This window comes from Arthrobacter sp. 05L44 (genome assembly GCF_056397605.1).
Map to the genome: position 1 here is coordinate 376,157 of NZ_JBFTNS010000002.1, position 20,704 is coordinate 396,860.

The following is a 20,704-nucleotide window of genomic DNA, read 5'->3' on the forward strand; positions in this document are numbered from 1 at the left end:
CACCCCCGGCTGGGCTACCACTCGGGTGCCGGCAAGTACCGTGCCCGCCTCCGGGGCCGTTACCGGATGGCGCCCCGCAGCAGCCTGGCGGTGTGCCGGATGGACATCGTGGGCAGGTAGGCCTCAGTGACGGCACGGCCGATGACCGGCAGCGCCAGGGCGTCGTGATACATCATGTACAGCGTCCGGTGGCGTGGGTGGAATCGCTGTTTGAAAGCGGCGAGGGACCGGAATCCGTACACGGGTTCGAGCACGGCGCCCAGCCAGTCGAGGAAGCGGCCGATCGTGGCGCCGTCGTGCGTTTTTTGGTCGGCGTCGCCGTCGCGGACGGGCGCCAGCGGCGAACCAGACAGCGAAATTTCCGGCATGCTGCCGTCGAAATGGAGGACCGCGGAGGCGAGCAGGAATTCCATCACGCCGTTGAAACCGTCGGGGCTTCGGCGCATGAAGTCCAGGGTGCGTCCGGTGACGGCATCGTCCGTGAACACGGGGAGCCAACTGGTCACGCCATGGACCTTGCCTTCGGCGTCGACGGCAAGGCACAGCAACACGTTCTCGTCCTTCAGCTCCTCAATGCCGCCAAGGGTGAATCCCATCTCCGGAAGTGTTTTCTCCGAAACCCATTCCTCGGAAATCTCATGGACCTGGGTCCGGAGCGGGCCCGGGAGCTCGGCGTAGGTACACCACCGCGCCTCGACGGAGAGTTTGCGGGCCTTGTTGAGGGCGGTGCGGACGCCCTGCCACTCCTTGCCTTTGAATTCAATGCTGCCCAGCGGCAGCAGGGTCTCCTCGGCAACACGCACACGGCTAAACCCGAGGCGCTGCAGCAGTGGCCAGTGTTCGTCGGTGACGGAATACCAGCAGGGGGCGAGGGACTCCTGGGCGCAGAACGCCGTGAATTCCGTAATGGCGCCCTCCACGTCCTCGGCCCGGCCGAACGGCTCGCCGACGGTCAGCGCCACGTTGTAGTGCAGCTGGTAGGCAATGCCCACCGTCTCGGCGTCGTTGAACCAGTACCTGTTGTTGGGCCAGAGCGCCATCCAGGACAGCGAGCCGCCGCCTTGGCGGACCAGCCTCCGTGCCAGGGTGATTCCCCTGTCTGCCCGGAGGTCCCGGAGTTTACGGCTGGCGAACATGGCGAGGATGCTGATGAGGCAGATCAGCCAGAACACGGCCCCGCCGTAGCTGAAGATCAGCGGTGACCACACGCCGTGCGGATATACCGACACCGAGTAGCGGAAGGAGAAGGGGTAGGGAAGGAACATCCGCGGCAGGGTGGCAAGCAGGGCCACCAGCCCGGCCCTGTGGTTGTAGTTGTCCTCGGCGAACCACGCCACCACGTATGCGGCGACGAACACCGTAAAAACTCCGGCCAGCAGCAGCAGGGACCGCCGGCCGAGCACCGGATCCGCATCGACGTTGAAGTGCCTCCGGGAGGCAAACAAAGCCGCGGCGATGAGCAACGGCACCAGCACCACCGGCAGCACTTCAGTGACCCCGGCATCCACGGAGATCACCCGGGACCCGCTCCGGACGGACGCCCCGAACTGGGAGAACAGCTGCAAATAAATGGCGGAGAGCACGCCGATGACCAGCTGGACGGAGATCGCGACCCAGAGCGCGGCACGGTTGCCCCGGCGGAGTCCTTCGGCGCAGACCAGGAGGAGCACCAGCGGGACCAGGGACAGGGCTTCCAGGCCAGGGCCGCGGAGCCCCGGGCTGTGGATGATCTGGAGGCAGGATAGGTCGACGGCGGCCGAACAGCTCGCTTGGAGGTCGTTGATGGTGGGCAGCGGGTTTACCACCAGGTTCCGGAGCACGGCGAGCGGGCCCGAGGGTGCCTTGGCCAGGCTCGCCAGCGCCGGTCCGGCGGCAAAAACGGCGACCACCATAGATAGCAGCGCCCTGACTTCGCGGCTCGTGGAGTGCACAAAGTGGCCGGTCCCGCGCCGTCCGCCCAGGACGGCGCCGATGCCCAGGCCGCAAAAGACGCCCAGCATACTGTGCAGGCTCTGCGGGTGCCCGATGTACAGCAGCAGCATCACCGTCACGGCTATGGCTACGGAGCGTACCCGCCGGCGCCAGAGCGCGCTGATCCGTGGACTGGCTGCCATCAGGGCGGCCAGCGCCGCAGCAAACGGACCCATCAGCGCAGGGTGGCGGAGCGAGGCGAGCCAGTCGCTGCCGATCGCCGCCCCCAGCTCAACTGTTGCCACGTAGAGAAAGAGTGCCCCGAGGTGGCCTCCGACGAAGGCGATGGCCGTCCGGCGGACACCCATGGTGGCTTCGGCCAATCCGACGCACCCCAGGATCAGGGCAGTGGCGAGGATGTACGAAGCAAGAGGCCCGGGAAAGAAGACTGAGGAGAACACCGGCCACCAGCGCCCGGCCAGCAGGAGGTCAGGGCCTACCGAAACGGCGGCGAGCAGGCCCGGCGGGGGTCCGGAGACGACTGACCCGGTGCCGATTCCCAGGGTCCACATAAAGGCCGTCAGCGACAGGGCCAGCGGCATGCCCGCGGCGGTGCGGCCGAGCCGCCGCAACAATCGTCCCAGCAGCAGGGCAGGCCTGCTGCGGATCAATGGTGCAGGCAACAACATCCTCCGAAAATAACCCAACGTGGACCACGAACTCGGCTCATCGGTCGGAGCCAACAGGCCACCGAATGCATTCCGTGGGGAACATCCACAGAATATGCCTGCAAGCTGGGGAATTCCGGGGAGCAAGCTGGGGACGCCAGCGGAGTCGCCGGCGTCGTCCGTCCTGCTTAGTCCTTCAGGAGCTCGAGGTCTTCCTCGTCGTCCACGTCTTCGTCCTCGTCGTCGTCATCTTCTTCGTCAATGACTTCGAGGGGGGTAACCTCGCCGTACGCTTCGTAGAGGGAGTCGTCATAAACCTCGAAGGCATCGGCTACGGCGAAGAAGGCTGCCTCAACCGCGGGATCGCCGTCCCCCCGCCGTGCGGCGGAAGCGGCCAGATGTTCTTCGAGGGCGCCGGTTAGGGACTGAAGCGCGACACGCGGATCGATGCTCATGACTTCACGTTAGCCCGAAAAAGACGAAAATGGAGAGCGATGAAGGAACATTTTCTGAACAGCTCGGTCCGTCGGGAACGGGACTACGCACGTCAGTACGAGTACCTCGTATTGACGGTAAGCCCTGAGGATTCGCTGCCCGAGGCCCGCCGGATTCTTGCGGCGCATTCCGAGTATGGTAAGTGGGAGCTCGAACGCAGCGTCCTGTACGTGGGCGGCGGACGGCGCTTCTGGCTTCGCCGTAAGGTGATCCAGGTCCAGCGGACCGTCTAGGCTCAGCTGGCTAGGACTCCAGGGGACCCAGCCATGCCGACGCCACCGTGCCGTGCGCTGATTCGTCGTCCGACGGGTGGAACATACCCGCCAGGACATCGCGGTAAAGCCGTTCCAGCTCCGAACCCCGGAAGTAGCTCGATCCCCCGGAGACCCTGATGGCCAGGTCCACCACGGTGCGGGCGGTCTCGGTGGCACGCACCTTGACCCCGACGAGCTTGGGGAACCACTGTCCGCCGTGGTCCGTGAGGGCGTCGACGTCGGCGGCGACGGTGGCCAGCTGCGGGTAGAGGGCATCCATGGCCATCGCAGCCTCCGCCACCTTCCACCGGATATCCGGATCCTGGGCATAGCTGCGGCCACCGTTCTTGAACGAGGTGCGGCGTTTGACCGCCTCGACGCCCAACTGCAGTGCCCTCTCGCCAATCCCCGTGTATACCGCGGCCAGCAGGATCTCAAAGCAGGCAAAGATGGCGAAAATCAGCGGATCGGCGTTCGGACCGACCGGGAGCTTGCGGAAAATACGGGCCGGCGGCACCACAGCTCCCTTGAGGACGGTGGTGTTGGACTGGCTGGCCCGCATCCCCAGGGTGTCCCAGTCGGGCAGGATCTGGTACCCGGGAGTCTCGCGGTCAATAAAGCCGTGTACCAGCTCGCCGTCGCCGTCCCGGGCCGCTGCGTCCTTGCCGAAGATCCCCAGCCGGGTCCACGCCGGCGAGAGGCTCGTAAAGATTTTTCGTCCGGTGAACCCGTAGCTGCCGTCCGGCAGCGGCGTCGCCTCCGTACGGGAGTCGAAGAGCACGGAATCGTTGCCGGCCTCCGAATTGCCGAAGGCAAAGATTTCCCCCTGGGCCGCCTCTTGCAGGACGAAGTCCAGGGACGAATCACCGCGGGCGGCCAGCACATGCGCGACGCCGGTCCAGACCAGGTGCATGTTGATCGCCAGCGCCGTGGCCGGGGCCGCCGTTGCCAGCCGCCGTTGCAGTTGCGCGGCGCCGGCCAGGCCCAGGCCCAGCCCGCCGTCGGCCTCCGGGACGAAGATCTTCAGGTAGCCGGCGTCCGCTAGGTCCCGCAGGTCTTCGGTGAAAAACGTGTTCTCACTGTCATAGCCGGCCGCACGGCTGCGGATACGCTCCAGCAGGGCATCGGGAAGGATCTGCTCCAGGGAGGTCGTGGAGAGGGACATACGCTGTTCTTCCGCTCAGTAGTTGCTTAGCAGGGTGTTCAGCACCCTGGCGCCAAACTTCAGCGAGTCCGCGGGCACCCGCTCGTCCACGCCGTGGAACATACCCGTGAAGTCGAGCTCGTCCGGCAGCATCAGCGGCGCGAAGCCGTAACCGGTGATGCCGAGCCGGCTGAGGGCCTTGTTGTCCGTTCCGCCGGAGAGCGTGTAGGGCAGCACCTTCGCACCGGGGTCTTCGGAGTGGAGGGCGTCGATCATGGAGTCGACCAGGTTTCCGGCGAACGGCACCTCGAGGGAGACATCCTTGTGGACGTAGCTCACATCCACCCCGCTGCCGGCCAGGTCCCGGACAATTTCGAGGACCTGGTCCTGCTGGCCGGGCAGCGTCCGGCAGTCCACCAGGGCTTCCGCCGATTCGGGGATGACGTTGTGCTTGTAGCCGCCCTTGAGCAGGGTGGGGTTGGTGGTGTTCTGCAGCGTGGCGCCGACAAAGCGGGCCACGGTGCCGAGTTCCTTCAGGATCTTGTCGGGATCATCCGGGTCGAACTCCACCCCGGTGAGTTCCGTCACGCCGTCGAGGAATTGCCGGGTGGTGGGCGTCAGCTCCACCGGCCACTTGTATTCGCCGATCCGAGAGACGGCGCTGGCCAGCCGGGTCACGGCGTTGTCAGTATTGATCTGCGATCCGTGACCGGCGCGGCCGTGGGCCACCAGCCGCAGCCAGGAAAGGCCCTTCTCGGCCGTCTGCAGCAAGTAGGTGCGCTGGCCCCCGATCGTGGCGGAGAACCCGCCGACCTCGGAGATCGCCTCGGTGGCGCCCTCGAAGAGTTCGGGGCGGTGTTCGACGGCGTAGCCCGCGCCGTACTTGCCGCCGGCTTCCTCGTCGGCGAAGAATGCGAAGATCAGGTCCCGCTTGGGTTTGCGGCCGGTCCTGGCAAAGTCCCGCAGGACGGACAGGATCATCGCATCCATGTCCTTCATGTCCACGGCGCCGCGGCCCCAGATCAGGCCGTCCTTGAGCTCGGCGCCGAAGGGATCCACGGACCACTGCTCACGGAGGGCAGGGACGACGTCGAGGTGGCCGTGAACCACCAAGGCGCTGGCGGACGGGTCCTCCCCGGCCAGCCGGGTGACCACACTGGCGCGGCCCGGGGCGGATTCGAAGATCTCGGCTTCCAGCCCTACCTCCGAGATGAGCCCTGCGGTGTACTCGGCGGCTGCGCGCTCCCCCGGGCCGGACCCATCGCCGAAGTTGGATGTGTCTATCCTGATCAGTTCCTGGCAGATCCGGACGACCTCGTCTTCGGGCCGAATGTCAGTCATATCGCTCCTCGTCGCAGTGGCTCAGTACTGGCTTCAGCCTACCCATTGGCCCCGATTATTTGTTTCCGGAAACTTCGTGTAGAGTCTTTCTCGCTGCTTCCGAGAAAAGCAAAACGCTGAAAGGCGAAATTCTTCCCGGAAATACCACCTGCGCGGGTGGCGGAATGGCAGACGCGCTAGCTTGAGGTGCTAGTCCTCGAAAGGGGGTGGGGGTTCAAGTCCCCCTCCGCGCACAATGAGAAAGGCCCTTAGGATCCACGGATTCTAGGGGCCTTTTCTTTGCTATCCAAGCTAACTCCGGGTTCGCCCTCAGACTCCCACCGAAGCGGCCTCGTTCCGTCCCGGTCGCCGAGAGAACGGCAGCCGCGTCTCAGACGTTGGCCGTGAAATAGTTGGCGACCTCGTAATAGGTGGTCGTCGGGGGTGCCGGGAAGCCGGCCTCCATACTGAGCGGCCCGATCTTCTCCTGAGCGAACTGGTCGTACCGTTCGCGGGATTCCCACACGTCGGTGATGAGCAACTTGCCATCCGTTTCGGCGGCCCAGTGGGAAATGGACCCTTCCGGGCCGGGTCCGCCCGGGGTGAGGCCCATTTTCTGGTTGACCTCGTTGTACTGCGCCAAGGTGGCGCCCTTGAATTCCATGATGATTGCGACAGCCATTTCGTGCTCCTCTGCACTTGCAGGCACGCAAGTTGCGGCCCGCGATTGAACCGGCAATTCCCGGTTTACGCTTCCCGTCCGACGCCGTCAACGGTCTTTCGCGCCCGCCCGGGAGCATACTTGGACCATGACGGACCGTGAGGATTTCCTGGTCTGGGTGGAGTCAGCGCTCCACCAGGCGGAACTTGCACTGCACAGCGGGGATGCTGGACCGCGGCGGCGCATCTGGTCGCGCACGGAACCCGTCAGTGTCCTCGGGGCGTGGCGCAACGCGCAGGGTGTAAGCGAACTCGATGAGCTGTTTAGCGCGTTGGAGAAGAGCTTCTCGAACTGCACCTCGTACAGCTTCGAGGTTCTGTCATACGACGTCGTAGGCGACATGGCCTATACGGCGGGCCTGGAGCACATTTCCGCGGAGGTTGACGGCACCCCGCGCACCTATACCCTCAGGGCTACCCAGGTGTACCGCCGGGAGGCGGGCCAGTGGCGGGTGGCACACCGTCACGGCGACACCGTAGTCCCGGAGGCGTAGTCCCAGAGCCTTAGTCACAGAACCGTAGGCCGGCCGCTAGACGGCGAGCAGGTCCGCCGGCATGTGCCCTGTCAGGGACGCCAGGGCACGGGGCCGCACGTCGGCCCACTCTTCAGTCAGCATGGACAGGATGACGAAGTCCCGCCACATGCCGTCGACGTTTCGGGAGGACCGCCGTCGGGTCCCTTCGGCCGTAAAACCGAACCGTACCAGCGAGGCCAGGGACCGTTGGTTGCGGGCATCAACGTCGCACTCCACCCGGCCGGCGCCGCTGGAGAACAGCCAGTCGAGCAGGGAAATTTTCACTTCGTGATTCACCTTGGCGCCCCAGAAATCCGGATCGAGGACGGTCCGGCCGATTTTCACCCGCTCGGTCCAGGCGTCGTGCTCGGTGATCCCGGTTGTCCCGATGAATCTGGACTGGCCCAGCGGAAGCTGCTGATAGACCGAAAAGACCTGCAGCCCGGCGAAGCGGCGGTCCACGAAAGCGTTCAGGGCGCGCTCCCCCGCGGGCCGGGGTTCACTGTCGCTGAAGCCCTGCGACCAGATTTCGTCGCGGGCCAGCAGGCGCGCGAGCGGCTCGACGTCGAGGGGTGTGAACGGTGCCAGGACAAACCTGCCGGTGACCGTGTGAAGGGTCGGCAGGGTGTCAGGAAGCAGCAGCGCCATTGCGGCCTTTCTGGTGCGCGGTGATGCGCCGGTCAGGGGGAAACGGGGGCCAGGAATGTCCGCTGAAATGCGCTGGCAAGAGAAATTATCACCCCGGAACCGCACCCCGCAACGACACGCGGGAACCGGCCCGGCAGCAGCGCCTCCGCCGGTCCGTCCGGCGTTGTTGCAGGCCGGTTAATAGCCTTCCGGCACTGGCTGACCGGCGGCGGGATGGAGGGCCTGCTGGACTGTTTGGAGGAGGGACCGGAACCGCTCGTCACCGGGCAGATCCTCGATCAGGACGACGCCGTCGGGCCCCGCCAGCGGGATGCGCCAGTTCGGATATTCGGTACTCGTTCCCGGCTGGTTCTGGATCCGGCTCTCCCCTACGGCGTCCACCAGCGCCACCCCCAGCAAGGACGACGGCGTCAGGGCGGTGAACTCATACAGCGCCTCGACGGTGGCTTGCTCCCCTGCCTCCCCCGTTGCCGGCAGCAGCCCGCGCTCCCGAACCAAAGCCAGCACGGCCTCCTGTTCGGCGGCATCCGCGGTCCGTTCCTCCGCGACAGGTCGCCGCAGCAGTCCGAGAGACTCACGGAGGGCTACGTGCACACCCGCCAGGTAGCCCGCGGTCGGCGGCAGGTCATGGGTGTTGACGCTCGTGAGGCACGCCGGCCGGTACCGCTCGGGGACGAGCGGGCCGTCGTCGTCGTGCTCGAACCACAGAATCGAGGTGCCGAAGATGCCCCGCTCGGCCAGATAGTCCCGCACCCAGGGCTCAAACACGCCAAGGTCCTCCCCGATGACCACCGCCCCGGCACGCTGGGCCTCCAGGGCTAGGATCCCGATCAGCGCCTCGTGATCGTAGTAGACGTACGTTCCCTGGTCCGGCCCTGCGCCCTCGGGGATCCACCAGAGCCGGAACAGGCCGAGAATGTGGTCCACCCGAATGCCGCCCGCATGGCGCAGCACGGTCCGCAACATGTCGCGGTAGGCGGCGTAGCCGGATTCCGCGAGCCGGGCCGGGTGCCAGGGCGGCTGGGTCCAGTTCTGGCCCTGTTGATTGAACATATCCGGCGGGGCGCCCACCGTGACGCCCTGGGCCAGGACACCGGCGAGGGTCCAGGCGTCCGCCCCGCCGCGCTTCACCCCGACTGCGAGGTCGTGGATGATGCCGAGGCCCATGCCGGCCCGGCGTGCGGCGTCCTGGGCCGATTCCAGCTGCTGGTCGCAGATCCATTGCAGCCAGCGGTAGAAGTCGATCCGGTCCGCGAGCGCAACGCGTTGTCCTTCGCAGTAAGCGCTATCCGGGGAGACGGCGTCTCCGGCCCACTCGGCAGCCCCGGGGTCCAGGGTTTCGGCGAGCGCGCACCACAGCGCGAAGTCGTCCAAACCCCGGCCATGCTCCCGGCAGAAGTCACTGAAGTATCGGGAGCGGCCCGGGCCCCGCCAGACACGGAACATGAGCTCCAGCGCAGTCAGCTTCGCCGCGTAACTGGAATTGCGGTCCAACAGCTCCGCCTGTGTGTTGGCAGCCTTTTGGCTGGCGGCCAGCCGGGATGCCTCGGCGAGTGCGCCCGGCTCGAGGTAGGCGTACTCCGGAATGTCCTCAACCCGGATGTACAGGGGGTTGAAGAACCGCCGCGTGGCCGGCAGATACGGGGAGTCCTCGACCGGGGGCCGCGGTTCGGCGGCGTGCAGCGGGTTCACCAGGACGAACCCGGCTCCCTCCGCACCCGCCACCGCGGCCAGCTCCGCCAGATCCGCGAAGTCGCCGATGCCCCAGGACCGCCCGGACCGGACGGAGTAGAGCTGTGCCGTCAGCCCCCAGCTGCGGCGCCCTCCGAGGGCGGCGGTGGTGCGCAGCCTGTCCGGCGTCACCACCAGCGGGCACTGGGCGCTCCGTCCTGCGGTGTCCGCGTGGATGGTGTGCCAGCCGAGGCCCAGGCCATCAGGCACCGCGAAACTGGCCTGCCCGGTCAGGACGCCGTCCACGTCGACGGGAGGCTCCCAGTTCTCCAACTGCCGGGCCTCGTGCCGGTCTCCGTCCTCGGCCACGATCCACACACTGACGCTGCTCCCGTGCGGGACGTGGACGTGGAACGACGCCGCCGCCCCCTCCCGCGCTACCACGATGGGAGGCAGCAGCCGGCGCCACGGCGCCTTTCCGGCGTCCTCCAGGGCGAGCCGCATTTGCTTCGACCCCGTGCAGGGAACGCCGAGGGCGGTAAGGACGCCGCGCAGGGTCTCGGCGGCGACGGACCTCTCCGCCCCGTCCCAGCCCCAATAGGAGGTGTCCACCCCATGGGCAGCCGCCAGCCCGCGGAGCAGGGCATCGTCGTCCGCCGGTTCCTGGCGGGAATTCGCCGCGAGATCGTCCATGAGGGCCTCAGCCGCTGACCGGGGGTGCCGCCGGCCCGGGACCGGGCTGAGTCTCGTGGGTGTGCTCCCCGTGGATGTGCGCCTCCCCCACCAGTTCCTGAAGGCCCGCCACGGACTCGGCAAGGCTGAGCCCCGGTGTCGCGATAATGAGGGGCATCAGCAGCCGGTTTTCTTTGTCCAGGTGCAGGGCGAAGATGTGGCCGATGGCGCCGGCGGCAACGGCGGCGTCCACGCCGCGGGAACCGCGCAGCCGTTCGACGAGCGCGACGATCACCTGGTGTTCGGCAAGCATCGCAGCCACAAGCAGGCGGCCTTCCGGGACGGCGCCCGCGCCGCCGTACAGGGGTCCTTCCTCCGCGAGCGCGTGCGGGACGAGCTCAGTCTCACACCACTCGACCAGCACCTCATGGGCCTCGTGCTCGCCTGCTGTGTCCCGGGCGCCCACGGCACGGGTGAGGGCGGCAATCAGGGCCTCGAGCCGTCTGAGCATCCCGGCATGGTGGGTCTCCACGGCGGCGAGGGCCCGCTCGTCGTCCTGCCCGTCGCTGGAAACCGGCATATCCATGGCATCTCCCTGGTCGGGCCTGACTCTGCTGCTGATCAAACTGTACGGCCGGCCCGTCACCGCGAACAGGGCCTGTCCCCGGATCCCGGAACCGGGAGCCCGGCAGCCGGTTCGGCAGTGCCCAGGTAGCCGCGCTAGCCTTGCACCTTATGGTCGACGTCGAACGGTTCCGGAAGCTCCTTGTTGAGGAGCGCCAACGAAAACTTGCGTTGCTGCCCGCGCTACGCAGCGACATCGCTTCCGTGAACGCTGCCCGGCAGGACTCCAATGTCGACGACGAACACGACCCCGAGGGTTCAACGATCGCTTTCGAACTGTCACAGGCCTCCGCGCTCCTGGAACAGAGCCGGGCCGGCCTGGCCCAGATCGACGCCGCCCTCGCCCGGATCGAGCACGGCACCTACGGCATCTGCGCCGTGTGCGGCGGACCGATCGCCGAGGGCCGGCTGGAAGCCAGGCCCTGGACGCCCTACTGCATCCGGCACAGCGCCGGCAAGCCCTGACAGCTACGGCATCACACGAAAGGCCCCACCGCTCACATGAGCATTGAATCAACGGCTCTGACCGCCAGCGACCTCGCCGGAACCTGGTGGCAAAGGATCATCGCCGGATTCGGCCATGCCCCGGTACCCGTGGTCACCGGAACCGAACTCCTGCTGGTGGTGGCTGTCGCCATCGCGCTGTCCCTGCCGCGTGCCAGCTGGCGGTACTTCGGCCTCCTCGCCACCGTGACCCACGAACTGGGCCACGCCTTCGCCGCCCTGATGACCGGCCAGCGGCTCGGCGGCATCAAGCTGAGCCTGGACCACTCCGGCACCACCACCACCTTCAGCCGCCGTCCCTTGGCGGCCGTCTGGTCCACGTTCTGGGGCTACCCGGTCCCGGCCGTGGTGGGCGCTGCCATGGTGTGGTCCGGCGTCAACGGCTGGGGACCGGCGGCGATGTCTGTCGGCACGCTGCTGCTGCTGCTTTCCTTCCTGTTCCTGCGTAACGGCATCGGTGTGCTGATCACGGCGGCGGCTGTCCTGGCTGCGGTGCTCCTGGTCCTGTTCGTCCCAGCCCAGTTCATCGGCCACGTCATGATCGGGCTGGGCCTCGCCCTGCTGGTCGCCGCCGTCCGGGACCTGGCCAAACTCGCCGCGGTGCATACCCGGCACCGCACCCGCCTCTCGACGTCGGACGCCTACCTCCTCGCCAGGTCCACCCGGGTGCCGGCAGCAGCATGGATCGGACTCTTCACCCTGGTGGTGGCAGGTGCATGGTGGGCCGCCTGGCTGTCCATTGCCCCGGTCTTCACCGGACTCATCGGCCAGGCGCTTCACCAGGCCGGCTAAGCCCCCGGGGCCCCGCTCCAGCCCGCCGCGCCGGACTGCGCATAGGCTGGGACCATGACTGAGACAACCACTGGAACCGAGTTCAGTACCCGGGGCGCCTATGTCACCGGCGGCGCGGAATTCACCCGGGACACCAATTACATCGAGGACCGGATCACCCGCGACGGCGCCCCTGGCCCGCACGGCGAACCCGGCTGGCCCGTGGAACCGGGCCGGTACCGCCTGGTCGCGGCCCGGGCCTGCCCGTGGGCCAACCGGACGGTCATTGTCCGCCGCCTGCTCGGCCTCGAAGACGTGATCTCCCTCGGCCAGCCCGGCCCCACCCACGATGCCCGGTCCTGGACTTTCGACCTGGACCCCGGCGGCAAGGACCCGGTCCTCGGGATTGAACGGATCCAGGAGGCCTACTTCCGCCGCTTCCCGGACTATCCGCGCGGCATCACGGTCCCGGCGATCGTCGACGTCCCCAGCGGAGCCGTCGTCACCAACAACTTCCCGCAGATCACCCTGGACTTCTCCACGGAGTGGACCGAATTCCACCGCGACGGCGCCCCGGACCTGTACCCGGAGGCCCTCCGCGAGGAGATCGACGCCGTCAACAAGCGTGTTTTCACCGAAGTGAACAACGGGGTCTACCGCTGCGGTTTCGCCGGTTCCCAGGAAGCCTACGACGCCGCCTACGACAGGCTCTGGACCGCACTGGACTGGCTGGAGGAACGCCTCACCGGACAGCGGTACCTGGTGGGCGACACCATCACCGAGGCGGACGTCCGGCTCTTCACCACACTGGCCCGCTTCGACGCCGTCTACCACGGGCACTTCAAATGCAACCGCCAGAAGCTGAGCGAAATGCCCGCACTGTGGGCCTACGCCCGTGACCTGTTCCAGACACCCGGGTTCGGCGACACCACGGACTTCGTCCAGATCAAACAGCACTATTACATCGTTCATGAGGACATCAATCCCACCGGCATCGTGCCGAAGGGCCCGGACCTGGCGAACTGGCTCTCGCCGCACGGCCGGGAAACCCTCGGCGGGCGGCCCTTCGGCGACGGGACACCGCCCGGACCGGTCCGCGCCGGCGAGGAGGTCACCGCGGGACACGGCGCAGCCTGACCCGGACAGATCCGTGTCCGGGGCGGCGGGCTAGGGTGGTCCAATGAATTCTTCCCCGGGTCCTGTCTGTGAACCGCACACCCGCGCGCTGTCCCGCGGGACGGCCGCGCCGGAGTTCACGCCGGTCCGTGAACTCTTCGACTCCTTCCTGGCCGAGGATCCGGAGTACAGCGCACAGCTTGCGGTCTACCGCGCCGGCACCAGGGTGCTTGACCTTAGTGGCGGACCGGGGCTCGGCCCGGGTGAGATCACCGGGACCTACTCGTGCTCCAAGGGGGCCGCGGCCCTGGTCATCGCCCTGCTGGTCCAGGACGGACTGCTGGACCTGGACGCCGCGGTGGCCTCCTACTGGCCGGAGTTCGGTGCCCATGGGAAGGGCCGGATCACCGTCCGGCAGGCCCTCTCGCACCAGGCCGGACTGCCGGGCATTGCAGGCGGATTCGCGCTCGCAGAGTTTCCGACGGCGGCTGCCGCCAGCCGGCTGGCGGCGGCCGCCCCGCTCTGGCGTCCGGGAGGGACGTTCGGCTATCACGCCCTCACCATCGGCATCCTGATGGAGGAGCTGTGCCGCCGGGCCGCCGGCACCCCGCTCCAGGAGCTCTACGACCAGCGCATCCGACTGCCGTTCGGCGTCGACTTCTTCCTCGGACTGCCGGCGGAAGACGAGCCGCGCTACCGCCCCGTGCTCTACACGGAGGATGCCGACACCTGGCTCGACCCGCTCAGCCAGGCCGGGCTGAACAGCAATGCGCCCGTGAGCACCATCATGGAACTGCCCAACCACCGCATCATCCGGGCCGGCGGCATGAGCAGCGCCGGCGGCGTGGGCTCCGCGGACGGACTCGCCCGGCTCTACGCCGCGGCCACCACCGGGGTGGACGGCAAGTCCGGCTTCCTCTCGGCCCGCACCATCTCACTGATGGCCGAGGAGCAGGTCTGGGGACTGGACCGTTCCTCGGGACAGGACAACGCCTTCGCCGTGGTCTTTATGAAACCCCAGCCCGGACGGGACTTCGGCAGCCACCTGGCCTTCGGCCACGAAGGCGCCAATGCCGCCCTGGGCTTCGCCGACCCCGGGCACGGAATCGGGTTCGGCTACGTCCCCCGGCGCAGCGAGGAGGGCCGCACCAACGGACGGGCCCAGCGCCTGTCCGCCGCGGTCCGGAGGGCCTGCCTCGCAGCCCGCTGACCAGGGACGGAGTTCGTCCAGTTGTCGCAGCGACGCCGCGGCCCTAGGGTGAGCCGGGATGGCAAATGCAACCAACCCCGACACCGGCGGCCACCCTTCCCTGGCCCGACGGCTCGCGCGGACCGTCACCGGAAGCGTCACCGCCGCCGTACTGTGGCCGCGGCTCCAACTGGCGACCAAGGCGGGGCTGGCGGCAGGGATCGCCTTCTTCATCGCCCCGTACATGCCCGGCTCGGCGGCGGAATACCCGTACTACGCACCCCTCGGCGCCCTTGTGGCCATGTACGAGAACGTGTCCGGTTCAATGCGGCAGGGCGTCCAGACGCTGGTGGGCCTGGCGATCGGCGTCGGCCTCGCGTTCACCCTTTTTAGCCTCGGCAACCCCACGCCGCTGACGGTGGCGCTGGTGATGGGCCTGGGCGTCATCCTGGCCGGCCTGCCGCGCATCGGGTCCGGCAGCGACTGGATCCCCACCGCCGCCCTGCTGGTGCTGCTGGTGGGCGGGCACAACCCGGACAAGTTCTCCTTCGGCTACCTCTTCCAGATGGGCGTCGGCGTCACCGTCGGCATCGTGGTGAACCTCCTCGTCTTCCCGCCCCTGCACTTCCGCGCCGCGGCCCTCAGCCTGGCCGAACTGCGGCTGGCCCTGTCCCAGCAGCTGGTGGACATGGGCAAAGCGCTGCGGGAAAACTGGCCGCCGGAGCACGAGGACTGGTCCCGCCGCTCCGAAGCCCTGGCCGCGCACGCCCGCTCGGTGCGCGCGGCTGTGCAAAAGGCCGACGCCAGCCGCCAGGCCAATCCCCGGCGCCGGCTGCATCCGCGCGACGTCGACGCCGACTACAGCAACCTGCGTGACCTTGAGCGGCTGACGTTCCATATCCAGGACGTCACCCAGGTGCTCTCGGACGTCATCTGGGCTACGGACAACCCGTTTGTCATCCCGGACGGTCATGCCGAGCCGCTCGCGGAGGCGATGACCACCGTGGGCGAGGTCATTCGCGCCGCCGACGAGGACGATCCGCAGCGCCAGGCCGAACTGGCAGCCAAGGCTGATGCCACCGTCACCGCGTTCACGGCGCGGATCGCCGGGGACGACCGGCCCGTCGAGGCCCCGAGCGCCGTGGAATCGATCCTCCTGAGCCTGCACCGGATGCTGCGTGTCCTGAAGTCGGGCGAGGGGAATCCGGGGCCGGCGGATTCCCCAAAGGCCCCGGCCTAGCCCAGGCCTGTCCGGACCTCCAGTGAGCCTGGTCCCTTAGGCCAGGCCGCCGGCCAGCTGCTGGTACGCGGGGTGGAGTTCCTGCCAGCGGGCAGCGGCGTCGCAGGGTCCGCCGCCGGCGAGGTAGGCGCCGAGGTCTTCAAGATGGATCTGGTCGCCCGCACCGTAGGCGGCGATCTGTGCCACCGGCATCCCGCGGTCCTCGAGGACGACGGCGGTGTGGTCCCCGTCCGCGGTGAGCGTCACTTCCATGGCACCGTCCGGCTCGCCGGGCGACGTCGTAGAAATCAGCAGCCGCTGCCCGGGGTCGCACACGTCCACGCGGCAGGTCCCTTCCCAGCCGCTGGCGAAGTGGCGCGCCCGGAAAACACCGCCGAGACGCAACTCCCCGTCCACGACGCCGAGCCAGCGGGCCAGGCGCGCAGGGTCGGTCAGGGCCAGCCACACCTCCCGGCTTCCGGAGTTGATTCGGGCTTCCAGCCGGACAATCCCGCCGTCCTCCGTGGCGCTCAGGGTGCCCAGGACCCGGACGCTTTGGGACTCAGTGCCGGTCGATTCGGTGCTGGTCATTGCGTACTCCCTCAGCCGTGGGCGCCGCGGGCCATCCCGCCGCGCCGGTGTGACGTGCTGCTCGTCGGTGAACCGGAAACGCTTTGGAGACTACCCGACGGCGGCCGCCCTGTGATCCCCCGGGCGGCCGCCGTCGTCGTGCAGGTTGCGCCGAGGCGCGGAGCTTACGCCAGGGAGGCCACGGACCCGCTGAAGTGTTTCCGCCCCGAGCGGGGGCTCCACGCCACATAGTCAGAACGCAGCCACGCGCCGTCGTCGGCCTGCCCAGTGCTGATGTCCAGCGCCACCCGCGCGGGCAGGAACACCGGGGCCTCAAACGCGACATCCCAGCTGAACGCGTCGCCCTTGGCGGCGCCGACGTCCGCCAGCGCCCTCGAGGCCAGGTACATGCCGTGGGCGATCGAGCGCCGCATCCCCAGAGCCTTGGCGCTGAGGACGCTGAGGTGGATCGGGTTGAAGTCACCGGAGACGGACGCGTAGGCCCGGCCGGTGTCCACCCCAAGCTGCCAGAGCGCGGTCGGATCCGGCGGGGTGAAGCCGTTCGGCGTTGCCGCGGCAGTCGGCTTGTCGATCCCGGGCAGGAACACCCCTTTGGCGAGATAGGTGGATACCCCGCGCCACCGCAGGGTTTCCTCTCCGGCCCCGCGGACCTCTGCCACCAGGTCCAGCTGTGTCCCGGCCCGGTGGCCGCGCAGGTTCTCGGCCCAGGCCCGAATGTCCAGGGCCTCGGAGAAGAGGACCGGCCCGGACTGGACCACCTTGTTGGTGAGATGGATCATTCCCAGCAGCGGCAGCGGGAAATCATCCCGGTTCATCACCGACATGGACAGCGGAAACGCCAGGGCGTGGATGAATCCCGCCGGCAGGGTATCGCTCGCGGTCTCGCCGATCAGGTGCTGGTAGGCGGTCAGGTTGGCCACCCCGGCCCGGACACCCCGCACCTCATGGCTGCAGCCGGGCAGTTCCGTCCCGGTCTGCGCCCCCAGGAGCCGCCGGCGTGCGGCCGTCGCGGCGGCATTCACGTACAGCTTGGACAGGGAGGGCATCTCGCCAAGAATGACCGGCTGGGTGCCGCTCATGCGCCCACCAGGTTCTGGCCGCAGACACGCAGCACCTCGCCGGAGATTCCGCCGGCGGCATCACTGGCGAGGAAGGCGATGGCCTCGGCCACGTCCCCTGGCTGGCCGCCCTGCTGCAGGGAGTTGAGTCGGCGTGCCACTTCGCGGGTGGCGAAGGGAATCCGCGCCGTCATTTCGGTCTCGATGAAACCGGGGGCGACGGCGTTGATGGAGCCGCCGCGGTCCGCCAGCAGCGGCGCCGTGGCCCGGACCATGCCCATCACGCCGCCCTTGGAGGCAGCGTAGTTCGTCTGGCCGCGGTTGCCGGCGATGCCGCTGGTGGAGGCGACGGAGACGATGCGCGGGGAGTTCCGGAAGTGCTCGGAGGCCAGCAGGGCCTCGTTGATGCGCAGCTGCGCGGCGATGTTCACGCCGATCACGGAAGTCCACCGACTCTGGTCCATGTTGGCCAGGAGTTTGTCCCGTGTGATGCCGGCATTGTGGATGACAATGTCCAGCCCGCCGTGCCGTTCCACGGCGTGGTCGATGATGCGCCGGCCGGCGTCGTCGCGGCTGATGTCCAGTTGCAGGGCCGTGCCGTGGACTTCGTTGGCGACCTTGGCCAGGTGGTCCCCGGCGGCCGGGATATCGACGACGACGACGGTGGCGCCGTCGCGGTACAGCGTGCGGGCGATGGCGGCACCAATGCCCCGGGCGGCGCCGGTGACAACCGCGACCTTACCGGCCAGCGGCTTCTCGGCGTCAGCCGGCAACTGGCCCGCGCCGGAGGTGACGGTGAGGAACTGCCCGTCCACGAAGGCGGAGCGGCCGGAGAGGAAAAAGCGGAGGGCGCCGAGGGTGCTCGGGCTGGTGGTGGTGGCGCCGTCGGCGAGCAGGATGCCATTCCCGGTGGCGCCGCCCCGCAGTTCCTTGGCCAGTGACCGAAGCAACCCGTCGATGCCCTGCCGGGCGGCGGCCGCGGCCGGGTCGGCGGTTCCCGCGGCGGCCCGCGAGACAGTGATCACGCGGGCGTTGGCGGCGAGGTCCCGCAGCGACGCCGCAGCGGAGAGCACCGGCTTTTCCAGGTCCTCGGGCCGGGCGGCCTCGTCCAGGACCAGGATGATCGCGCCGAGCTTCTCACGCGGCACCGCGTGGCGGCGGACATCCAGGTCCCAGGACAGCAGGGTGGCGGCCAGTTCGTCGGCGCCGCTTCCGGTGCCCTGCACCAGAACGGGTCCAACCACCAGCGGCTGGCCGGGCCGGTGCCGGCGCAGCACGGCAGGCTGCGGGAGCCCGAGCTTCTTGGCGAGGTCCTTGCCGAGGCCCTTGCTCACGAATTGTGTGTATTTGTCAGTCATCCGGTCCCCCTAGTGTGCTTCAAGAATGGCGACGACGCCCTGGCCGCCGGCGGCGCAAACGGAAATGAGGCCGCGGGCCGGGCGGCCGCCGACCTGCCCCTTGGCGTGCAGCATCTTTGCCAGTGTGGCGACGATGCGCCCGCCGGTCGCCGCGAACGGGTGCCCGGCGGCGAGGGAGGAACCGTTGACGTTGAGCTTGGCGCGGTCCACGCTTCCAAGGGCCCCGTCCAGGCCCAGCCGGGTCCGGCAGAACTCCTCGTCCTCCCACGCGGCCAGGGTGCTCAGGACGGTTCCGGCGAAGGCTTCGTGGATTTCGAAGAAGTCGATGTCATCGAACGTGAGGCCGTGGCGGGCCAGCAGGCGCGGGACGGCGAAGGCGGGCGCCATGAGCAGGCCGTCCTTGCCGTGGACGAAGTCGACGGCGGCGGCCTCCCCGTCAAGGACGGTGGCGAGCTTGGGCAGGTCGTGGGCGTCGGCCCACTCCTCCGTGGCGAGCAGCACAGTGGACGCGCCGTCGGTCAGCGGGGTGGAGTTGCCCGCCGTCATGGTCGCCTCGGCCCCGAGGTTCTTGCCGAAAACCGGCTTGAGCCCGGCGAGCTTTTCCTTGGTGGTGTCCGGGCGCAGGTTGGAGTCCCTGCTCAGGCCCCGGTAGGGGGTGAGGAGCTCGTCGAAGAAGCCGGCATCGTACGCGGCGGCAAGGTTGCGGTGGCTGTTGTAGGCCAGTTCGTCTTGGGCTTCGCGGGTGATCTTCCATTGCGCGGTGGTGAGGGCCTGGTGTTCGCCCATGGACAGTCCGGTGCGCGGCTCGCCGGTGTTCGGCGCGTCCGGGGCGAGGTCCTTGGGGCGGATCCGGCTCAGGACCTGGAGACGCTGCGGCAGGGTCTTGGCGCGGTTGAGGTCCAGCAGGATTTCACGCAGGCCTTCGCTGACGGCGATGGGGGCGTCGGAGGCCGAGTCCACGCCGCCGGCAATGGCGGAGTCGATTTGGCCGAGCTTGATCTTGTTCGCCAGGCCCAGCACGGTTTCGAGACCGGTGGCACAGGCCTGCTGCAGGTCGTAGGCGGGGGTTTCGGCCGAGAGCGCCGAGCCAAGGACGGCCTCCCGGGTGAGGTTGAAATCCCGGGAGTGCTTCAGGACGGCGCCTGCGGCGACTTCGCCGATCCGTTCATCCTGCAGCCCAAACCGGGCAATGAGGCCGTCGAGTGCAGCGGTGAGCATGTCCTGGTTCGAGGACTTGGTGTACGCGCCGCCGGTGCGGGCGAAGGGGATGCGGTTGCCGCCGACGATCACGGCCTTGCGGAGCTGGGGGGCTGCGGTCGCGCGCGGGGTGCGGGAAGCCGTCTCCTGCGGTCCGGTTGCGGACGTTCCGTTTTCAGTCATGAGCTGTCTCCTTTGATCCAAGCGGTTACTGATACCCAGCGTACCTGATACGCTGGGTATCGTGAACATCCTGAAGGCTGAACCCCCCGTCCCGGCCGCGCCCACGCCGTCGGGCGGCAGCGCCGGAGTTTCCGCCGCGCCCGTTACCGCGGTGGACGGCCGGGCGTCCCGCTGGCAATCGCACCGCGAAGAGCGGCGCCGTGAGTTGATCAAATCGGCTCGCAAGGCGGTCCACTCACTCGGGAGCGAAGCATCGATGGAAGACATCGCGGCGGCGGCCGGAACATCCAAATCCGTGTTCTACCGCTACTTCGGCGATAAAGCCGGGCTCCAGCAGGCTGTAGGCGAGGTGGTCCTGAACCAGATGCAGAGGAAGATCCAGGAGGCGGCCCAGAGCGCCCAGACGCCGCGGGAGGGCCTCTATGCCATGGTCTCCGCGTACCTCCAGATGGCCGAGACCAGCCCGAACGTCTATACATTTGTCACCCGGTATGCCCCGGGCGACGCCGACAGCCACAGCGGGTCGATTGCCGCGGCCGGGGCCCTGGGGCACTTCTTCGCCGCCATCAGCGAGATGATCGCCGTGCCGATGCGCCACCAGCTGCGCGCCATCCCCGGCAAGGAAGCGGTCATCGGCTACTGGCCCAACGCCGCGATCGGCCTGGTGCGGAACGCCGGCGAACAATGGCTGGCCAGTCCCGACTCCCCCGTCAAGCCCGGCCAGGAGGCCATGGCCCGCCAGATCACCGACTGGTTGTGCGTCGGCGTCGCCCCAGAGCTCCGGGAACCCCCGCCGCTTTAGCCGTGCTGGGGCCGCAGCCCCAGCACCACCCCGCGAACACCACCCATTAACGACCGCCAGAACCACAGTGTCAG

Annotated in this window: 20 protein-coding genes and 1 tRNA gene; 9 read left to right on the forward strand and 12 right to left on the reverse strand. The window is 68.3% G+C overall.

Going from position 1 to position 20,704, the window contains the following annotated elements; all coding sequences use genetic code 11:
- Positions 1-59: 59 nt before the first annotated feature.
- Both AC1DHY_RS06990 and AC1DHY_RS06995 read right to left on the reverse strand, forming a co-directional pair.
- Positions 60-2,594, reverse strand: coding sequence for a bifunctional lysylphosphatidylglycerol flippase/synthetase MprF (locus AC1DHY_RS06990; protein ID WP_476903385.1), 2,535 nt, complete (start codon positions 2,592-2,594; stop codon positions 60-62).
- A 173-nt stretch (positions 2,595-2,767) separates the two neighbouring features.
- Positions 2,768-3,034, reverse strand: coding sequence for a hypothetical protein (locus AC1DHY_RS06995; protein WP_476880701.1), 267 nt, complete (start codon positions 3,032-3,034; stop codon positions 2,768-2,770).
- 39 nt (positions 3,035-3,073) lie between these two features.
- Between AC1DHY_RS06995 and AC1DHY_RS07000 the strand changes: the two genes are divergently transcribed.
- A complete protein-coding gene (locus tag AC1DHY_RS07000; RefSeq protein ID WP_476880702.1) occupies positions 3,074-3,307 on the forward strand; it encodes a DUF5703 family protein in 234 nt (77 codons plus the stop codon).
- Positions 3,308-3,317: 10 nt separating this feature from the next.
- Here the strand turns inward: AC1DHY_RS07000 and AC1DHY_RS07005 are convergent, their stop codons facing one another.
- Both AC1DHY_RS07005 and AC1DHY_RS07010 read right to left on the reverse strand, forming a co-directional pair.
- Positions 3,318-4,493, reverse strand: a complete 1,176-nt coding sequence (locus AC1DHY_RS07005; RefSeq protein ID WP_476879156.1) for an acyl-CoA dehydrogenase family protein — start codon at positions 4,491-4,493, stop codon at positions 3,318-3,320.
- Between the two features lie 15 nt (positions 4,494-4,508).
- Entirely contained in the window at positions 4,509-5,813 is a 1,305-nt protein-coding gene (locus AC1DHY_RS07010) for a M20/M25/M40 family metallo-hydrolase (RefSeq protein WP_476879157.1), read from the reverse strand.
- A 150-nt stretch (positions 5,814-5,963) separates the two neighbouring features.
- Here AC1DHY_RS07010 and AC1DHY_RS07015 point away from each other — a divergent pair.
- A tRNA-Leu gene (locus tag AC1DHY_RS07015) sits at positions 5,964-6,046 on the forward strand.
- A gap of 137 nt (positions 6,047-6,183) precedes the next feature.
- Here AC1DHY_RS07015 and AC1DHY_RS07020 read toward each other — a convergent pair.
- The gene (locus AC1DHY_RS07020; protein WP_476879158.1) at positions 6,184-6,474 is read right to left on the reverse strand and encodes a hypothetical protein; all 291 of its coding nucleotides are present in this window, start codon (positions 6,472-6,474) and stop codon (positions 6,184-6,186) included.
- A gap of 127 nt (positions 6,475-6,601) precedes the next feature.
- On the opposite strand from AC1DHY_RS07020, the gene AC1DHY_RS07025 reads away from it, so the two are divergent.
- Positions 6,602-7,006, forward strand: coding sequence for a nuclear transport factor 2 family protein (locus AC1DHY_RS07025; RefSeq protein WP_476879159.1), 405 nt, complete (start codon positions 6,602-6,604; stop codon positions 7,004-7,006).
- Between the two features lie 36 nt (positions 7,007-7,042).
- Here AC1DHY_RS07025 and AC1DHY_RS07030 read toward each other — a convergent pair whose 3' ends face one another.
- The 3 genes from AC1DHY_RS07030 to AC1DHY_RS07040 form a co-directional block, all read right to left on the reverse strand.
- Positions 7,043-7,675 (reverse strand): GNAT family N-acetyltransferase, encoded by a 633-nt coding sequence (locus AC1DHY_RS07030; RefSeq protein WP_476879160.1) that lies wholly within the window; start codon positions 7,673-7,675, stop codon positions 7,043-7,045.
- A 177-nt stretch (positions 7,676-7,852) separates the two neighbouring features.
- On the reverse strand, positions 7,853-10,039 hold the full coding sequence (gene malQ, locus AC1DHY_RS07035) for a 4-alpha-glucanotransferase (RefSeq protein ID WP_476903386.1): 2,187 nt from the start codon (positions 10,037-10,039) through the stop codon (positions 7,853-7,855).
- A gap of 7 nt (positions 10,040-10,046) precedes the next feature.
- Entirely contained in the window at positions 10,047-10,604 is a 558-nt protein-coding gene (locus tag AC1DHY_RS07040; protein WP_476879162.1) for a hemerythrin domain-containing protein, read from the reverse strand.
- 149 nt (positions 10,605-10,753) lie between these two features.
- Between AC1DHY_RS07040 and AC1DHY_RS07045 the strand changes: the two genes are divergently transcribed.
- From AC1DHY_RS07045 to AC1DHY_RS07065, 5 genes are read left to right on the forward strand one after another with little or no spacing between them, the layout of a single operon-like run.
- Positions 10,754-11,107 carry a TraR/DksA family transcriptional regulator gene (locus tag AC1DHY_RS07045; protein WP_476879163.1) on the forward strand — a complete coding sequence of 118 codons (354 nt, stop codon included), beginning with the start codon at positions 10,754-10,756 and terminating at the stop codon, positions 11,105-11,107.
- A gap of 36 nt (positions 11,108-11,143) precedes the next feature.
- Positions 11,144-11,938 (forward strand): M50 family metallopeptidase, encoded by a 795-nt coding sequence (locus tag AC1DHY_RS07050; protein WP_476879164.1) that lies wholly within the window; start codon positions 11,144-11,146, stop codon positions 11,936-11,938.
- Positions 11,939-11,992: 54 nt separating this feature from the next.
- Positions 11,993-13,054, forward strand: a complete 1,062-nt coding sequence (locus AC1DHY_RS07055; protein ID WP_476879165.1) for a glutathione S-transferase family protein — start codon at positions 11,993-11,995, stop codon at positions 13,052-13,054.
- A 43-nt stretch (positions 13,055-13,097) separates the two neighbouring features.
- Positions 13,098-14,243, forward strand: coding sequence for a serine hydrolase domain-containing protein (locus AC1DHY_RS07060; protein ID WP_476879166.1), 1,146 nt, complete (start codon positions 13,098-13,100; stop codon positions 14,241-14,243).
- 58 nt (positions 14,244-14,301) lie between these two features.
- Positions 14,302-15,462, forward strand: coding sequence for an FUSC family protein (locus AC1DHY_RS07065; protein WP_476879167.1), 1,161 nt, complete (start codon positions 14,302-14,304; stop codon positions 15,460-15,462).
- Positions 15,463-15,498: 36 nt separating this feature from the next.
- On the opposite strand, the gene AC1DHY_RS07070 is transcribed toward AC1DHY_RS07065, so the two are convergent.
- The 4 genes from AC1DHY_RS07070 to AC1DHY_RS07085 all read right to left on the reverse strand — a co-directional run bounded on the left by AC1DHY_RS07070 (position 15,499) and on the right by AC1DHY_RS07085 (position 19,828).
- A complete protein-coding gene (locus AC1DHY_RS07070) occupies positions 15,499-16,032 on the reverse strand; it encodes an SRPBCC domain-containing protein (RefSeq protein ID WP_476903387.1) in 534 nt (177 codons plus the stop codon).
- 164 nt (positions 16,033-16,196) lie between these two features.
- Entirely contained in the window at positions 16,197-17,111 is a 915-nt protein-coding gene (locus AC1DHY_RS07075; RefSeq protein ID WP_476903388.1) for a MaoC family dehydratase, read from the reverse strand.
- Entirely contained in the window at positions 17,108-18,448 is a 1,341-nt protein-coding gene (locus AC1DHY_RS07080) for a 3-oxoacyl-ACP reductase (protein WP_476880465.1), read from the reverse strand. Before AC1DHY_RS07080 ends, AC1DHY_RS07075 begins: the two co-directional genes overlap by 4 nt.
- A gap of 9 nt (positions 18,449-18,457) precedes the next feature.
- The gene (locus AC1DHY_RS07085; RefSeq protein ID WP_476880466.1) at positions 18,458-19,828 is read right to left on the reverse strand and encodes an acetyl-CoA C-acetyltransferase; all 1,371 of its coding nucleotides are present in this window, start codon (positions 19,826-19,828) and stop codon (positions 18,458-18,460) included.
- Positions 19,829-19,889: 61 nt separating this feature from the next.
- Here AC1DHY_RS07085 and AC1DHY_RS07090 point away from each other — a divergent pair, with 61 nt between their 5' ends.
- A complete protein-coding gene (locus AC1DHY_RS07090; protein WP_476903389.1) occupies positions 19,890-20,630 on the forward strand; it encodes a TetR family transcriptional regulator in 741 nt (246 codons plus the stop codon).
- The last annotated feature ends 74 nt before the right edge of the window (positions 20,631-20,704 follow it).